We start from the raw sequence: 14,765 nt of genomic DNA on the forward strand, positions 1-14,765 counted from the left end.
GAAGATCGTGCCTCGGAGAACGTTTCATGACTGAATTGCTGTCGATCATTCTTGCCGCGGGCGAAGGCACCCGCATGCGATCGACAACGCCCAAGGTTTTGCACGCAGTGGGTGGTCTATCTGTGATCGGCCATGTTCTGCGGACGTCCAAAACGATGCAGGGACAGATCGCTGTTGTCGTCGGGCCGAACCATGAGGCGGTTGAAAACACGGTTGCCGCCATTGCTCCCACGGCAACGATCGCCCGCCAGGTCGAACGTCTCGGCACCGGTCACGCCGTACGGCAGGCCAAGGCGGCTTACGAGGCAGCAGCGGGGAATGTCATTGTGCTTTATGCCGACACGCCCCTTGTAACGGCGGCCACGATGGGCGAGATCGTGCGGCGCCTTGATGGCGGAGCGGACATCGTTGTGGTTGGTTTCCGGCCGAACGATCCGACGGGCTATGGCCGCTTGCTCACCGAGGGCGACCGCGTACGCGCCATCCGCGAACACCGGGATGCAAGCGAAGCAGAGCGGCTGATCGATCTATGCAATTCCGGCATTATGGGTTTCCGCGCCGATGCGCTGCGCTCGGTGATTGATCGGATCGGCAACAGCAATGCTAAAGGCGAATACTATCTGACCGACGCGGTCGAGCTCGCCCAGGGCGACGGCAAGCGTGTCGATTATGTTGTAGCCGACGCTGACGAGGTCATCGGCGTTGATGACCGGACCAAGCTGTCGATTGCCGAGGCGACTTTCCAGGACCTCCGCCGCGCTGACTTCATGAAGGCCGGCGTGACTCTCAAGGACCCCAAAAGCGTCTGGTTTTCCTATGACACCGAAATTGCCAGCGACGTGACCATCGAACCCAATGTGGTGTTCGGCCCTGGCGTCGTGATCGAGCAGGGTGCGGTGATCCATGCTTTCAGCCATATCGAAGGCGCCCATATCGGCCGCAAAGCCTCGGTTGGCCCCTTTGCCCGGCTGCGGCCGGAAGCCGATCTGGGCGAGGATGTAAAGGTCGGCAATTTCGTCGAGGTCAAGAAGGCCAAGATCGGCAGGGGCGCCAAGATCAGCCATTTGAGCTACATCGGTGACGCGACGATCGGCGCTGAGGTAAATATCGGCGCTGGTGTCATCACCGTGAACTATGATGGCTACAACAAGTATCAGACCATTATCGGCGACAATGCCTTTATCGGCTCCAATTCGTCCTTGGTCGCGCCGGTGACGATTGGTGATGGAGCACTGGTCGCCAGCGGCAGCGTGATCACCGAGGATGTCGAGGCTGACGCCCTGGCGCTGGGCCGGGCGCGGCAGGCGGTAAAGCCTGGCCGTGCCAAAGAGATTTTCGCCAAGGCTGCGGCCAAGAAGCAGTCGAAGAAGGGATAAGACCATGTGCGGCATTGTTGGTATCGTCGGCAGCGAGCCGGTCGCCGGTCGTCTCGTCGATGCGCTGAAGCGCCTCGAATATCGCGGCTATGACAGCGCCGGCGTCGCCACGCTCGAACATGGCGCCATCAGTCGCCGCCGGGCCGAAGGCAAGCTAGGCAATCTGGCGCAAAAGCTGGCCTTCGAGCCGCTCGACGGGCGGATCGGCATCGGCCACACCCGCTGGGCCACCCACGGCGCGCCGACCGAGCTGAATGCCCACCCGCACGCCACCGAGCGCGTGGCCGTGGTTCATAACGGCATCATCGAAAACTTCCGCGAAATGCTGGCCGATCTCGCCAAGGACGGCTACCTGCCCAAGACGCAGACCGATACCGAATCCGTCGCGCTGTGGGTCAGCCGCGAATTGGCCAATGGCGCTGATCCCGAACTGGCGGTCGCCCGTACCCTCAAAAAGCTCAAGGGCGCCTTCGCGCTGGCCTTCCTGTTCAAGGGCGAGGAAAGCCTGCTCATCGCCGCTCGCCACGGCGCGCCGCTGGCCATCGGCTATGGCACGACGGAAATGTATCTGGGCTCCGACGCCATGGCGCTGGCCCCCTTCACCTCGCGCCTGACCTATCTCGAAGATGGCGACTGGGCCGTGATCACGCCCACCGGCGTCACCATCCGCGATGGCCTCGACGCCATCGTGCAGCGCGAGCAGCAGATTTCCCAGACCTCGGCTTTGATGGTCGACAAGGGCAATCACCGCCATTTCATGGCCAAGGAAATCTACGAGCAGCCCGAAACCATCTCGCACACGCTCAGCCATTATGTGGATATGGGTGCCGAGCGGGTCGCCATCCGCGAAACACTGCCCTTCGATTTTTCCGACCTGACCCGGCTGACCATCAGCGCCTGCGGCACGGCCTATTTCGCCGGTGCCGTAGCCAAATACTGGTTCGAGCGCTATGCGCGCCTGCCGGTGGACATCGATGTGGCGTCCGAATTCCGCTATCGCGAACCGCCGCTGGAAAAGGGCGGGCTGTCGCTGTTCATCTCGCAATCCGGCGAAACCGCCGACACGCTGGCTGCCTTGCGGTATTGCGCGGGGCAGGGGCAGCATGTGGCCAGCCTGGTCAATACGCTCGAATCCACCATTGCCCGCGAATCCGGCGTGGTCTTCCCTATCCTGTGCGGCCCCGAAATTGGCGTCGCCTCGACCAAGGCGCTGACCGCGCAACTCACCGCCCTGGCCAGCCTCGCCGTCGCGGCCGGCAGGGCCCGTGGCGTGCTGAGCGTCGAGAAGGAAACTGAACTGGTGCGCTCGCTCGTCGAGCTGCCGGCAGCCGTATCGGCAGCCTTGGGCGCCGAGAGCCAGATCATGGACATCGCCAAGCGCCTGTCCAAGGCTAAGGACGTGCTCTATCTCGGCCGCGGCCCGATGTTCCCTATCGCCATGGAAGGCGCACTGAAGCTCAAGGAAATCAGCTATATCCACGCCGAAGGTTATGCGGCAGGTGAACTCAAGCACGGCCCGATTGCACTGGTCGACGAAGCCATGCCGGTGATCGTCGTCGCCCCCTCGGACGAGCTGGTCGACAAGACCCTCTCCAACATGCAGGAAGTCTCCGCCCGTGGCGGCAAGATCATCCTGATCACCGATGCCGAAGGCGCCGAGCATGTCGGGCACGGCGTGGCGGATATCATCCTGATCCCGCATGTGCATAGCTTCGTCGCCCCAATCCTGGCGACAATCCCCGTGCAATTGCTCGCCTACCACACGGCAGTGTTCATGGGCACGGACGTGGACCAGCCGAGGAATTTGGCGAAATCGGTGACGGTGGAATAGGGCTTAGCCGGCGCGGATGAGCGGGATCGCGAGGTCCCTGCGGAACAGGTAAAGCGCCGTCCGCGCCGCATCGCCTTCTGCACCCGTCAGGCCGGGATTGCGGGCCAGTAGCGCCTTGGCGTCGTCATGGGCGTAGTCGATGAGGTGGCGGTGAACGTCCGCCACCGCGAGGCGGTAGCCGGGCATGCCGGATTGGCGCGTGCCCAGCACGTCGCCCTGGCCGCGGAGTTCCAGGTCGCGTTCGGCGATTTCGAAGCCGTCTTCGGTGGATTTGATCGTGTCGAGGCGGGCTTTGGCGGTTTCGCTGAGCGGCTCCTTGTAGAGCAGCAGGCATGCCGAGCGCACCGAGCCGCGCCCGACGCGGCCGCGCAGCTGATGGAGTTGCGCCAGGCCGAAGCGCTCGGCATGTTCGATGATCATGATCGAGGCATTGGGCACGTCGACGCCCACTTCGATGACCGTGGTGGCGACTAACAGCTTCAATTCATTAGCTGAAAAGCGCTGCATGACCTCCTGCTTGGCGGCGGCGCTCATGCGGCCATGCACCAGCGCGACCTGATCGCCAAACACCTTTTGCAATTCGGCAAAGCGGTCCTCGGCCGAGACAACGTCGAGATGCTCGCTTTCCTCGACCAGCGGGCAGACCCAGAAGGCCTGGGCACCTTCGGCGAGGCGCGCCTGGAGGCGGGCGATGACGCGGCCATAGTCGCCAATGGATAGCACGGCAGTGTCGATGGGCTGGCGTCCGCGCGGCTTTTCCCGCAACACGCTGACCGCCATGTCGCCGAAATGGGTGAGCACCAGAGTGCGGGGAATCGGCGTGGCGGTCATCACCAGCAGGTCGGTGTGGCGGCCCTTGTCGGAGAGCGCGAGGCGTTGATGCACGCCGAAGCGGTGCTGCTCATCCACGACCGTCAGCCCCAGATTATGAAACTCGACGCCGCTCTGGAACAGCGCATGCGTGCCCACGACGATGGTGGTTTCGCCGCTGGCAATGCGCCCGAGGATGGCGCGGCGTTCGGCGGCAGGCATCTTGCCGGTCAGCAATTCGCAGCCGAGCCCCGCCATGTCGCAGAGCGGCTTGAGGGTCTTGAAATGCTGGGTGGCGAGAATTTCGGTGGGCGCCATCAGTGTGGACTGTGCGCCGCCCTCCGCCACGGCCGCCATGGCCATGAGCGCGACCACAGTCTTGCCTGAGCCGACATCGCCCTGCAGCAGCCGCGACATACGATCGGGCGAGGCGAGGTCGGCGCGGATTTCGACCACCGCCTGTTGCTGTCCCTCGGTCAGCGAGAAGGGCAGGGCATGAGTCACTCGCTCGGTGATCTCGCCGGTGAAAACACGGGCAATGCCGCGTGCGGCGGTCATGGTCGAACGCACCAGTTGCAGGGTGAGCTGGCCCGCAAAATATTCGTCATAGGCCAGCCGCATGCGGGCCGGCCCCCAAAGTTCGGCCTCGGACGGTTGCTCGGGCAGATGCACCGAGCGCATCGCCTCGACAAAACTAGGCCATTTATTCTTCGCTAGCGTTTCCGCGTCGATCCACTCGGGCAGTTCCGGCACGCTGTCCACGACCTGCCGCACCAGCTTGCCCAGCGCCTTGGAACTCAGCCCCTGCGTCAGCGGATAGACCGGTTCGACCAGTGGGAGCGTGGCGAACTGGGCCGGTTCCACCACATAATCGGGGTGGGTGATCTGCTTTTCGCCGTTGAAAAAGCCGATCTGCCCGGAGACGAAGCGCTCTTCGCCAATGGGCAGCGCCTTTTCCACCCAGCCGCCCTGGGCGCGAAAAAACACCAGCTGGATATCGCCGGTATCGTCATGGGCGAACACCCGGTGGGGCACATGCAGCTTGCCCCGCGGCGGCGGCTGGTGACGGTCGACATGCAGGCGCAGCGTCACGATCTGGTTGAGATAGGCCTCGGCAATGCCGACCTGACGGCGCCGGTCCACGACGCCGCTGGGCATATGCATCAGGATATCGAGGGCAATGGCTTCCTGGCCCTCGGGCGCGCCGAAAAATCGTGTCAGCAGCGCAGCCAGCTTGTCGCCGACGCCCTTGATGGAGTGCAGCGAGCGGAACAGCGGCGATAGGCTTTCGGGGCGTGACACGATTCGATTTGCCTCTTTCCCGACCGAAACTAGCGTTCGGCGGCAAGCCCGTCACCCCACGGCATTGATGGCTGACAAGCCGGCTCATTCCGCGTAAACAGAGGGGAACAAATCGGGAAGTTCGGAATCATGGCGCATCAAATGGCAGCCGGTGAAGACATTGCTATGCGCCGCAAGAAAATCCGCTATCGGGCATGGCACCGCGGTACGCGGGAAATGGACCTCGTGCTGGGGCCATTTGCCGACGAGCACACCGAGGACATGGAGGCTGCTGAGCTAGATCGGCTTGAGGCTTTGATGGAGGAGGAAGATCCCCATCTGCTCAAATGGGTCATGGGGCAGGAAGTGCCGCCCGAAAATGTTGATATCGCGCTGCTCGACCGGGTGATCGCGGAGCACAAGGCGCGCGTGTCCAAATGAACGAAGTCGTGCCGCAGCGGCCTACGCGTACCATCTCCAATGTGCCCGATGGCATGCAGCCCATGGTGCTGCTGCGCCTGGTGGAACAGCGGCTGGCAGCCGCGCCGGACGATGCGGCAAGCATTGTCTTTGTGGCGCGCGACGGGCGGCGGCTGCAGCGCATGGCCGATATCATCACCGCCATGCTGCCCGGCCACACCATTCTGACGCTGCCGGCCTGGGATTGCCTGCCCTATGATCGGGTGTCGCCCAACAATGTCACCATTGCGGCGCGGATGAACACGCTGGCGGCGCTGACTTCGGGCGCGGCCAAGGGCGCCATCGTGCTGACCGCAGTCAATGCGCTGATCCAGAAGGTGCCGCCGCGCGATGTGGTGGAAACCATGTCGTTTTCGGCTGTCTCCGGTCGCATTGTCGAAAGCGAGAAGCTGATCGGCTGGGCGGCCAAGAATGGCTATTTGCGCGTGCCGACCGTGCGGGAATCGGGCGAATATGCGGTGCGCGGCGGGCTGGTCGATCTGTTTCCGGCCAGCGCCGAAGCACCGTTGCGCTTCGATTTCTTCGGTAGCCAACTCGAATCGATCCGCAGTTTCGATCCGGATAGCCAGCGCACCACGGGCACGTTGAAGCGCGTCGATCTGACGCCGATGAGCGAAGTCGTGCTCAACGAGGAAACCATCCGCCGCTTCCGCCAGAATTATACGGCAAGCTTTGGCGGCAACACGGTCGATGACACGCTTTATGCCTCGGTCAGCGGCGGTTCGCGCTATTCCGGCACCGAGCACTGGCTGCCCTTCTTCTACGAACATCTCGATACGCTTGCCGACTATGTTGGCGACGCGCCCTTCGTGTTCGATGAGCAGGCCGCCGAGGCCTATGCTGACCGCGTGACGCAGGTGCGCGACTATTACGAAGCCCGCGAGGCGGCGCGGCTCCTGCCCGTGGTTGCCGGGGCAGGGGCGCCCTATAAGCCGGTCAGGCCCGAGCTGCTTTATGCCGTCGATCAGCACCCCTATGCGCTGGCCGGCGCTTCGGTCATCCAGCTCAGCCAGTTCCTCGCGCCCGGCACCAAGACATCAGACGATGCCGGCGGGCATATTGCGCCCAGTTTCGCCGCGGAGCGGCAGGCCACTGACACCAATCTGTTCCAGTCCGTTGTTGACCGCCTGCTGGCCGAGCGCCGCAATGGCCGCCGCGCTGTCGTCGCCTGCTGGAGCACGGGCACCCGCGACCGCATGGTGCAGGTACTCAAGGATCACGGTCTGACCAATCCGCGCCTGGCGGAAAACTGGCGCGATGCCGAGACCACCAGCGCCGCGACGACCTCGCTGGTTGTGCTGCCGCTCGAAACCGGGTTCGAAACCAAAGACATGCTGCTGCTCTCCGAGCAGGACATTCTGGGCGAACGCATCCTGCGGCCACAGCGCAAGAAAAAGGCCAGCGATGCGCTAACCGAGGCGGCAAGCCTTAACGCTGGCGATCTGGTGGTGCACGTCGATCACGGTATCGGTCGCTTCCTCGGCCTCAAGGTGATCGAGGCGGGTGGGGCGCCGCATGAATGCGTCGAGCTGCAATATGCTGGCGACACCAAGCTCTATCTGCCGGTCGAAAATATCGAGCTGCTGACCCGCTATGGCGCCGAAGACGCTAATGCCACGCTTGACAAGCTGGGCGGCGTTGCCTGGCAGGCCAAGAAGGGCCGGCTCAAAAAGCGCATCCGCGAAATGGCGGAACAGCTCATCAAGATCGCGGCGGCGCGGCTGCTTACGCGCGCCGATGTGGTCGAGATCAATCCCGGCGCCTATGACGAATTCGCCGCGCGCTTCCCCTATGAGGAAACCGAAGACCAGATGGCCGCCATCGAGGCGGTGTTCGATGACGTGACCTCGGGCCGCGTCATGGACCGGCTGGTCTGCGGCGACGTCGGCTTCGGCAAGACCGAAGTGGCCCTGCGCGCGGCCTTTGCCGTGGCCCTTTCGGGCAAGCAAGTGGCCGTTGTCGTGCCGACGACGCTGCTGGCGCGCCAGCATTTCAAGACCTTCTCCGAGCGCTTTGCCGGCCTACCGGTGCGGGTGCGCCATGCCTCGCGCATGGTCAGCGCGGCCGAACTCAAGGCCACCAAGGAAGGCCTCGATAATGGCCAGGTCGATATCGTGGTGGGCACGCATGCTTTGCTCAGCAAGACCATAAAATTCAGGGATTTGGGCCTACTGATCATCGACGAAGAGCAGCATTTCGGCGTGGGCCACAAGGAGCGCCTCAAGGAGCTCAAGGCCAATGTCCACGTCCTGACGCTGACCGCAACCCCGATTCCGCGCACCTTGCAGATGGCGCTGACCGGGGTGCGTGACCTGTCGCTGCTGGCGACCCCGCCGGTCGATCGCCTGGCCATCCGCACCTTCATTTCGCCCTTCGATCCGCTGTCGATCCGCGAGGCGTTGTTGCGCGAGAAATATCGCGGCGGGCAGAGCTTTTATGTCGTGCCGCGCATCAAGGACCAGCACGAGATCGCCGAATTCCTCAAGGCGCAGGTGCCCGAAGTCAGCTTCGTGGTCGCCAATGGGCAAATGCCGCCCGGCGAGCTCGATGACATCATGAATGCCTTTTACGACAACAAGTTCGATGTGCTGGTCGCCACCACCATCGTGGAGTCGGGGCTCGACATTCCCAATGCCAATACGCTGATCGTGCACCGCGCCGATCACTTCGGGCTGGCGCAGCTGTATCAGATCCGTGGTCGAATCGGGCGGGCCAAGGCGCGCGCCTATGCGCTGTTCACCGTGCCGGCTGACAAAAAGTTGACCGATACGGCCGAGCGGCGGCTGGGTGTGCTGCAATCGCTTGAAAGCCTGGGTGCCGGGTTCCAGCTGGCCAGCCACGATCTGGATATTCGCGGGGCAGGGAACCTGCTCGGTGACGAGCAATCGGGCCATATCCGCGAGGTTGGCTACGAGCTGTATCAGGCCATGCTGGAGGAGGCGGTCGCCAATCTCAAGAATGGCGACGAGGATTACGAGGACAAGAACGAGTGGAGCCCGCAGATTTCGCTGGGCATGCCCGTGATGATTCCCGAGCATTATGTGCCAGACCTGCAATTGCGCATGCAGCTCTACCGGCGCCTGGGCGATCTAACCGATATTCGCGACATCGACGCTGCTGGCGCTGAATTGATCGACCGCTTCGGGCCCTTGCCGGAAGAAGTCGAGGCACTGCTCAAGGTTATCCTGGTCAAGGCTTTGTGCCGCCAGGCCAATGTCGAGAAGGTCGATGCCGGCCCCAAGGGCGCGGTTATCACCCTGCGCAACAACGAATTTCCCAACCCTGCTGCGCTGGTCCGGCTGGTTTCGGACCCGGCCAACCAGGTCCGCATCAAGCCCGATCAGAAGCTGGTATTCGCCCGCAATTGGCCCACGCCCGATGCCCGGCTCAAGGGCGCCGCGGCAATATTGTCGCGTATGGCGAAACTGGCCGAAAATGCGGCTTGATCAAGTCCTTGTTATGAGGGGCGGCCATAATGCTTTGGCAATGACAATCGGTCATGTTATTGCCCGATTTCAGCACTTGAAGGGCAGTTCAATTTTAATGGTGACAGAACGTCGCCGGGACCGCCAAGGAAGCCAAGGATATTCTATGAAGTTCAGGAAACCCCTCGTCGCCGGTTTTGCGGCGGCCGCGCTGATGCTGTCCCCGTTGTCGGCTTTTGCCCAGGAAACCACACCGCCAGCTGCCCCTGCCGCTGAGGCTCCCGCGGCTCCGGCTACCGGGACGCCCCCGGCCGATGGTGCTGCCGCTCCCGCCGCGACGCCTCCTGGTGTAGCGAGCCAGAACTGGCTCAAGGTTTGCGATCCGCTGCCCGATGGGCAGAAGGCCTGCATCATGCGCCAGGTCGTGCTGGCCAATGGCCAGTTCCTCGGCTCGTTCCTGCTGCGCGACGATCCGGGCCAGGAAAGCCGCCTGCTCGCCGTTGCCGCCGTTCCGCTCGGCGTGCTGCTGCCGTTCGGCCTGACCTGGCAGATCGACGGCGCCAAGCCGATCCGTGTGCCCTACATGCTGTGCGACCCCACCTCGTGCGCCACCCAGCTGGTGATCAACGAGCAGTATGTGAACTCGCTCAAGAAGGGCGGCACGCTCAAGCTGACCGCCAAGAACCGTCAGAACGAAGATCTCACCATCGAGATCAACCTGGCCGGTTTCACCTCGACCTATGATGGCGACGCTGCGCTGACCTTCGACCAGTTCCGTCAGGAAACCAGCGGCTCCAATGCTCTTGAGCAGGTGTTGCAGGATCGCGCCGAAGAACTGCGCAAGCAGCTCAATGGCGAGACTGCTCCGGCCGAAGGGGCGACCCCGCCGGCAGAAGGCGCCGCTCCGGCCCCAGCCACGCCGTAAAGCGCCAAAGCGAAATAGAATTTAAAGGGCGCGGGAAACCGCGCCCTTTGCTTTTTTAGCGATTGCCCATGCCGATGGTGAAAGCCTGCTTGCGCAAAGCCGGCAGCAGGCGCAGCGCCCATAGCCCGCCAGCCCGCAGCCCCTGTGCGGGCAACATATCTGCCAGCAGCGAGCGGAACAGCGCATCCACCATGGTGCCAGTGCGAGCCAGATCGCTGGCGCGCAGGCTGGCATAGCGTTCGCTGGCCGTGTCGGCCCAATCGGGTTGGGTTCGATCCGCGCCTTGCAATGCATCTGCCAAGTCAGCCACATCGCGCAGGCCCAGATTAAGGCCCTGGGCGCCGATGGGCGGGAAGGCGTGTGCCGCTTCGCCCACCAGCACCACGCCCTGCTTGCCGGGCTTGCTGACACTGAGCGTGCTGAGCGGGAAGACATGGGTTGGCGTGACCAATTGGATAGCACCGAACAGTCTCTGCGATTTTTCGGCAAAGAGCTTTGCCAATGCCTCTGGTCCACTATTGCGGGCGGCTTCCAGCGTCGCCCGCTCGTCGATCCAGACAAGATTGGCCCGCTTGTCGCCGGCCGGAACCAGGGTGAACGGGCCATTGGGATAGTGAAACTCGATGGACGTGCCGCCAATGGGGCGGCCAAGATCGAGATCGCAGACCAGTGCCGCCTGCTCGAACTGGTGTTCGTGGATTGGAAAGCCGGCCGCTGAGCGAACGAGGGATGACTTGCCATCCGCGCCGATGATCAGCGGCGCCGAGAGCGCACCGCCATCGGCTAGCGTCAGCGTTCCGCCGACATCACCGGCGGCAAAGGCGCTGGCACCCACATCGCGAATGTCGAGCCCGTCGAGGTTTGCTGCCACGCCGTGGAAGCGCTCCAGCAGGCGGGTATTGGCGAAATTCCAGCCAAAGGCCGAGAGCCCGGCTTCCTGGGCGTCGAACAGCGTCTCGGGCGCGCGAATGAGCCGGCCGGTGGCGTCGATAATGCGGATACGGGTCAGAGGATGGCCGATATCGGCGGGGTCATCGATCAGTCCCGCCGCAATCAGATAGTCCACGCTGGGCATCATCAACGCCGATGTGCGCCGGTCCGGTGGGCCGGCTGGTGCGAGATGGATAGTTTTGAGCCCGGCTTTGGCCACGGCAATCGCGGTGGCGACGCCGACCAGGCCGCCGCCAACGATGATGGCATCTGCGTCGCGCCTGCTCATTGCGCCACCGCCGCAGGCGTTGCGCGGGGCATAATGAGGCTACCGGCCCAGGTGCCGATCGCCAGGGTCACGAGGTATATCCAGAGATTGTCGGGCATGAAGGCGAGCAGCGAGATTGCGGGGCCGGGGCAAATGCCCGACATGCCCCAGCCGACACCGAACAGTGCCGCGCCGCCGACCAGCCGCGTGTCGATCGCCCTGGATGCAGGTTCATGAAACCGCGTATCGAATAAGGGCGCCTGCCGCCGTCTGCCGATGCGCACGGCGATGAACATGACGAGGACGGCCGGAACCATCACAAAAGCCAGGCTAGGGTCCCAACCGCCTGTCGGAATGGCGGTGAAATCGAGAAAGCGTAGCACCTTGAGCGGATCAACCATCTGCGAGACATAGAGCCCCGCGCCAAACAGCACGCCGCTCAGCGCGGCTGTCGCGAGATAGGGCAGCTTGAAGCCGGACATCAGACGATTCCCGTAATGGTGACGGTGATGATGGCGACAACGAAGAACACCGCCACAGCAACCAGCGAGCGCACGGACAATCGCGCCAGCCCGCACACGCCATGGCCCGAGGTGCAGCCATTGCCAATCCTGGTGCCCAGGCCGGTGAGCAGGCCGGCAATGGCGAGCCAGATCGGGGTTGGAATACCCCAAGCGGCCGGCGCTTCGACCAACCTCACTGGCTCTACTCCTCCAGCACCTAGCTCGGGCAGTAGCCGCGCCGCGACAAGCGCCCCCAATATCAGGCAGACGAGGAACACAAGCCGCCACAACGCATTATGCGATGCGGGCAGCAAGTTCCCGAATATGCCGGCAATCCCGGCGATGCGGCCATTGCCGAGCCAGAGCACGGCCGCCGCAAGGCCAATAAGCGTGCCGCCAATGGCAGCCGAAAGCGGGGTAAACGATTCCATGGCTATGACTCGCAAAGCTGTTTGGACAGCCAGACTATCACCGCGCCCCTCATGCAGACCAGCACACCGCTATGCGCTTTCTGCCGCAGAGAAAATCCCGGCCATGCTGCCTTCCCCCGTGCGGACACACCGCATAAGTATAGTGCCATCAAAGACTCGGAACGGAGCCGGAAATGCTTGAGCTATTGGCCGATCCCAATGTGTGGATCGCCTTTGCAACCCTGACGGTCATGGAGATCGTGCTGGGCATCGACAATATCGTATTCATTTCCGTGCTCGTCTCGCGCCTGCCGCGCGAACAAGCCGAATTTGCCCGCAAGCTGGGCATCGGGCTGGCGCTGGTGTTCCGCATCATCCTGCTGCTGCTGATCAGCGTGATCGTGCAATTGCAGGACCCGGTGGTCACCCTGTTCGGGCTCGCCCTGTCGTGGAAGGACTTGATCCTGATCGCCGGCGGCGCGTTCCTGATCTACAAGGCCACGCACGAAATGCATGCGGCCATTGAAGAGCCGCACGAACTGGACCTTAAGGAGAAGGCCAAGGCGACCTTGCAGGCGATTATCCTGCAGATCGTCGTGATCGATATGGTGTTCTCCATCGATTCGATCATCACCGCCGTGGGCATGGTGCCGCCCGACCAGGTGGTCGTGATGGTTGCGGCCGTGCTGGTCGCCGTCGCTGTGATGTTCGTGGCATCCGGTCCCATCGCCAAATTCGTGGCCGATCACCCCACCACCAAAATGCTGGCGCTGGCCTTCCTGCTGTTGATTGGCGTGACGCTGGTGGCCGATGGCTTGGGCTTCCACATCCCCAAGGGCTATATCTATTCGGCCATGGCCTTCTCGGTGCTGGTCGAGGCGGTCAATATTTTCGCCAAGCAGCGCCGGGTTAACAAGGGCGGGCACGCTCCCAAGCCGGTCGCACCCTTTACCGGCGCTACCGGTGCCATTGCCGCGCAGACCGGCGCCACTGCCGCCAAGCCGCGCACCAAGGCCACGCCGACCGCCAAGGCGCAGTCGCGGCCGAAATCGGCACCGCGCAAGCCCAAGGCACCCAAGTCATGAGCCAGGCAATCGTCGTCCATCAGCATGGTGGCCCCGAAGTCCTGAGCTACGAGGAGTGGCCTTTGGCCGCTCCCGGGCCGGGGCAGGTTGCCGTAAGGCAGACCGCCATCGGGCTCAACTTTATCGATACCTATCAGCGGTCGGGTCTTTACCCGCAAAAGCTGCCCTTCGTTGCCGGCAGTGAAGGCGCGGGTGTGGTGACGGCGCTGGGCGAGGGCGTCACCGAGTTCAGCGTCGGCGATCGCGTCGCCTATCAGGGACAGATCGGCGCCTATGCCACCGAGCGGCTGCTGAATGCCGAGCGCATCGTCGCTATTCCCGATGGCGTGGATGACCAGGTCGCCGCAGCCATCATGCTCAAGGGCCTCACCGCCTATTACCTGCTGTTCCAGACCTGCCCGCTGGCCGCGGGCGAAACCATTCTGTGGCATGCCGCAGCCGGTGGCGTGGGGCAGATCGCCACGCAATGGGCCAAGGCGCTTGGCGCCAGGGTCATTGGTACGGCGGGCAGCGCTGAGAAAGTGGCGCTGGCGCTCGAAAATGGCTGCGACGCGGTGATCAACTATTCCACCGAGGACTTTGCCGAGCGGGTCAAGGAACTGACCGGGGGCAGGGGCGTCGATGTCGTTTATGACGGGGTGGGTAAATCCACCTTCGACAAATCGCTCGATTGCCTGCGGCCGCGCGGCCTGATGGTAAGCTTCGGCAATGCCTCGGGCGTGGTGTCGATTCCCGATCTCACTGTGCTGTCGCGGAAGGGCTCGCTCTATGTGACCCGGCCGACCACCGCGCATTACGTCGCCGAACGCTCCGCGCTCGTGGTGGCGGCCGGCGCCTTGTTCGAAGCGGTTGCCAGCGGCAAGATCAAGGTGGCGGTCAACCAGACCTTTGCCCTCAAGGACGCCGCCGAAGCCCATCGTGCCCTCGAAGGGCGGCAGACCACCGGCTCGGTTGTGTTACTGCCCTAGACAGTTTTGCGATCAACCGCTAAACGCTGACCTCCAACGGGTAGGTGGCAGAGCGGTTGATTGCTCCGGTCTTGAAAACCGGCGAACGTGCAAGCGTTCCGGGGGTTCGAATCCCTCCCTACCCGCCAAATTCTCTCAAGAAGGTCAAACAGTGAGCCGCAAGGAATTCGAAGCATCGCGAATGCGCCGCCTGAAGCGGACCGCAGGACGCTATGGCCTGACCATTCTGACGGCGGAAAAGCTCACGGCCAAGCAGGGCAAGGGCGGTCACGCCATCAGGGACGATGAGAGCTTCAAGGTCATTTATGGCCACATGCCGCTGCCGTTTTCGGCAACGCTGGAAGATATCGAATCTTATCTGGAGAAGCTCGAAGCGGGCGAAGAGTAAGCCCCGCTGCCGTTTCTGGCAATTGCCCGCCGGATGGGCATGGGCGAATTTCTATTATTCAATCTGTAAGGGGAATCGCGTCACA

Annotated in this window: 12 protein-coding genes and 1 tRNA gene; 9 read left to right on the forward strand and 4 right to left on the reverse strand. The window is 63.1% G+C overall.

Annotation, left to right across the window (positions count from 1 at the left end):
* The first annotated feature begins 26 nt into the window (after window positions 1-26).
* Together glmU and glmS are read left to right on the forward strand one after the other, a co-directional pair.
* Window positions 27-1,376, forward strand: coding sequence for a bifunctional UDP-N-acetylglucosamine diphosphorylase/glucosamine-1-phosphate N-acetyltransferase GlmU (gene glmU / locus ACI3KW_RS13250; protein ID WP_404848457.1), 1,350 nt, complete (start codon window positions 27-29; stop codon window positions 1,374-1,376).
* A gap of 4 nt (window positions 1,377-1,380) precedes the next feature.
* Window positions 1,381-3,207: a glutamine--fructose-6-phosphate transaminase (isomerizing) gene (gene glmS / locus ACI3KW_RS13255; protein WP_404848458.1), complete on the forward strand. Its 1,827-nt coding sequence runs from the start codon at window positions 1,381-1,383 to the stop codon at window positions 3,205-3,207.
* A gap of 3 nt (window positions 3,208-3,210) precedes the next feature.
* Here glmS and recG read toward each other — a convergent pair whose 3' ends face one another.
* A complete protein-coding gene (gene recG, locus ACI3KW_RS13260; RefSeq protein WP_404848459.1) occupies window positions 3,211-5,319 on the reverse strand; it encodes an ATP-dependent DNA helicase RecG in 2,109 nt (702 codons plus the stop codon).
* Window positions 5,320-5,460: 141 nt separating this feature from the next.
* Between recG and ACI3KW_RS13265 the strand changes: the two genes are divergently transcribed.
* The 3 genes from ACI3KW_RS13265 to ACI3KW_RS13275 all read left to right on the forward strand — a co-directional run bounded on the left by ACI3KW_RS13265 (window position 5,461) and on the right by ACI3KW_RS13275 (window position 10,128).
* On the forward strand, window positions 5,461-5,739 hold the full coding sequence (locus ACI3KW_RS13265; protein WP_404848460.1) for a succinate dehydrogenase assembly factor 2: 279 nt from the start codon (window positions 5,461-5,463) through the stop codon (window positions 5,737-5,739).
* Window positions 5,736-9,224, forward strand: a complete 3,489-nt coding sequence (mfd, locus tag ACI3KW_RS13270) for a transcription-repair coupling factor (protein ID WP_404848461.1) — start codon at window positions 5,736-5,738, stop codon at window positions 9,222-9,224. The genes ACI3KW_RS13265 and mfd overlap by 4 nt, the downstream gene beginning before the upstream one ends.
* A gap of 145 nt (window positions 9,225-9,369) precedes the next feature.
* Window positions 9,370-10,128: an invasion associated locus B family protein gene (locus ACI3KW_RS13275; protein WP_404848462.1), complete on the forward strand. Its 759-nt coding sequence runs from the start codon at window positions 9,370-9,372 to the stop codon at window positions 10,126-10,128.
* 55 nt (window positions 10,129-10,183) lie between these two features.
* Here the strand turns inward: ACI3KW_RS13275 and ACI3KW_RS13280 are convergent, their stop codons facing one another.
* The 3 genes from ACI3KW_RS13280 to ACI3KW_RS13290 are packed head-to-tail and all read right to left on the reverse strand — an operon-like array spanning window position 10,184 to window position 12,260.
* Complete coding sequence (locus tag ACI3KW_RS13280; RefSeq protein ID WP_404848463.1) at window positions 10,184-11,347, reverse strand: FAD-dependent monooxygenase; 1,164 nt, start codon at window positions 11,345-11,347, stop codon at window positions 10,184-10,186.
* Window positions 11,344-11,808: a DUF6691 family protein gene (locus ACI3KW_RS13285; protein WP_404848464.1), complete on the reverse strand. Its 465-nt coding sequence runs from the start codon at window positions 11,806-11,808 to the stop codon at window positions 11,344-11,346. Before ACI3KW_RS13285 ends, ACI3KW_RS13280 begins: the two co-directional genes overlap by 4 nt.
* Window positions 11,808-12,260 (reverse strand): YeeE/YedE family protein, encoded by a 453-nt coding sequence (locus tag ACI3KW_RS13290; RefSeq protein WP_404848465.1) that lies wholly within the window; start codon window positions 12,258-12,260, stop codon window positions 11,808-11,810. Before ACI3KW_RS13290 ends, ACI3KW_RS13285 begins: the two co-directional genes overlap by 1 nt.
* Window positions 12,261-12,433: 173 nt before the next feature.
* On the opposite strand from ACI3KW_RS13290, the gene ACI3KW_RS13295 reads away from it, so the two are divergent.
* The 4 genes from ACI3KW_RS13295 (at window position 12,434) to ACI3KW_RS13310 (ending at window position 14,680) form a co-directional block, all read left to right on the forward strand.
* Window positions 12,434-13,324, forward strand: a complete 891-nt coding sequence (locus tag ACI3KW_RS13295) for a TerC family protein (protein WP_404848466.1) — start codon at window positions 12,434-12,436, stop codon at window positions 13,322-13,324.
* Window positions 13,321-14,292 (forward strand): quinone oxidoreductase family protein, encoded by a 972-nt coding sequence (locus tag ACI3KW_RS13300; RefSeq protein WP_404848467.1) that lies wholly within the window; start codon window positions 13,321-13,323, stop codon window positions 14,290-14,292. Before ACI3KW_RS13295 ends, ACI3KW_RS13300 begins: the two co-directional genes overlap by 4 nt.
* Window positions 14,293-14,330: 38 nt before the next feature.
* Window positions 14,331-14,420 (forward strand) — tRNA-Ser (locus tag ACI3KW_RS13305).
* Window positions 14,421-14,473: 53 nt separating this feature from the next.
* Entirely contained in the window at window positions 14,474-14,680 is a 207-nt protein-coding gene (locus ACI3KW_RS13310) for a hypothetical protein (protein WP_262168136.1), read from the forward strand.
* Window positions 14,681-14,765: the final 85 nt, after the last annotated feature.

This window comes from Devosia sp. ZW T5_3, from assembly GCF_044987315.1.
Taxonomy (GTDB): Bacteria; Pseudomonadota; Alphaproteobacteria; order Rhizobiales; family Devosiaceae; genus Devosia.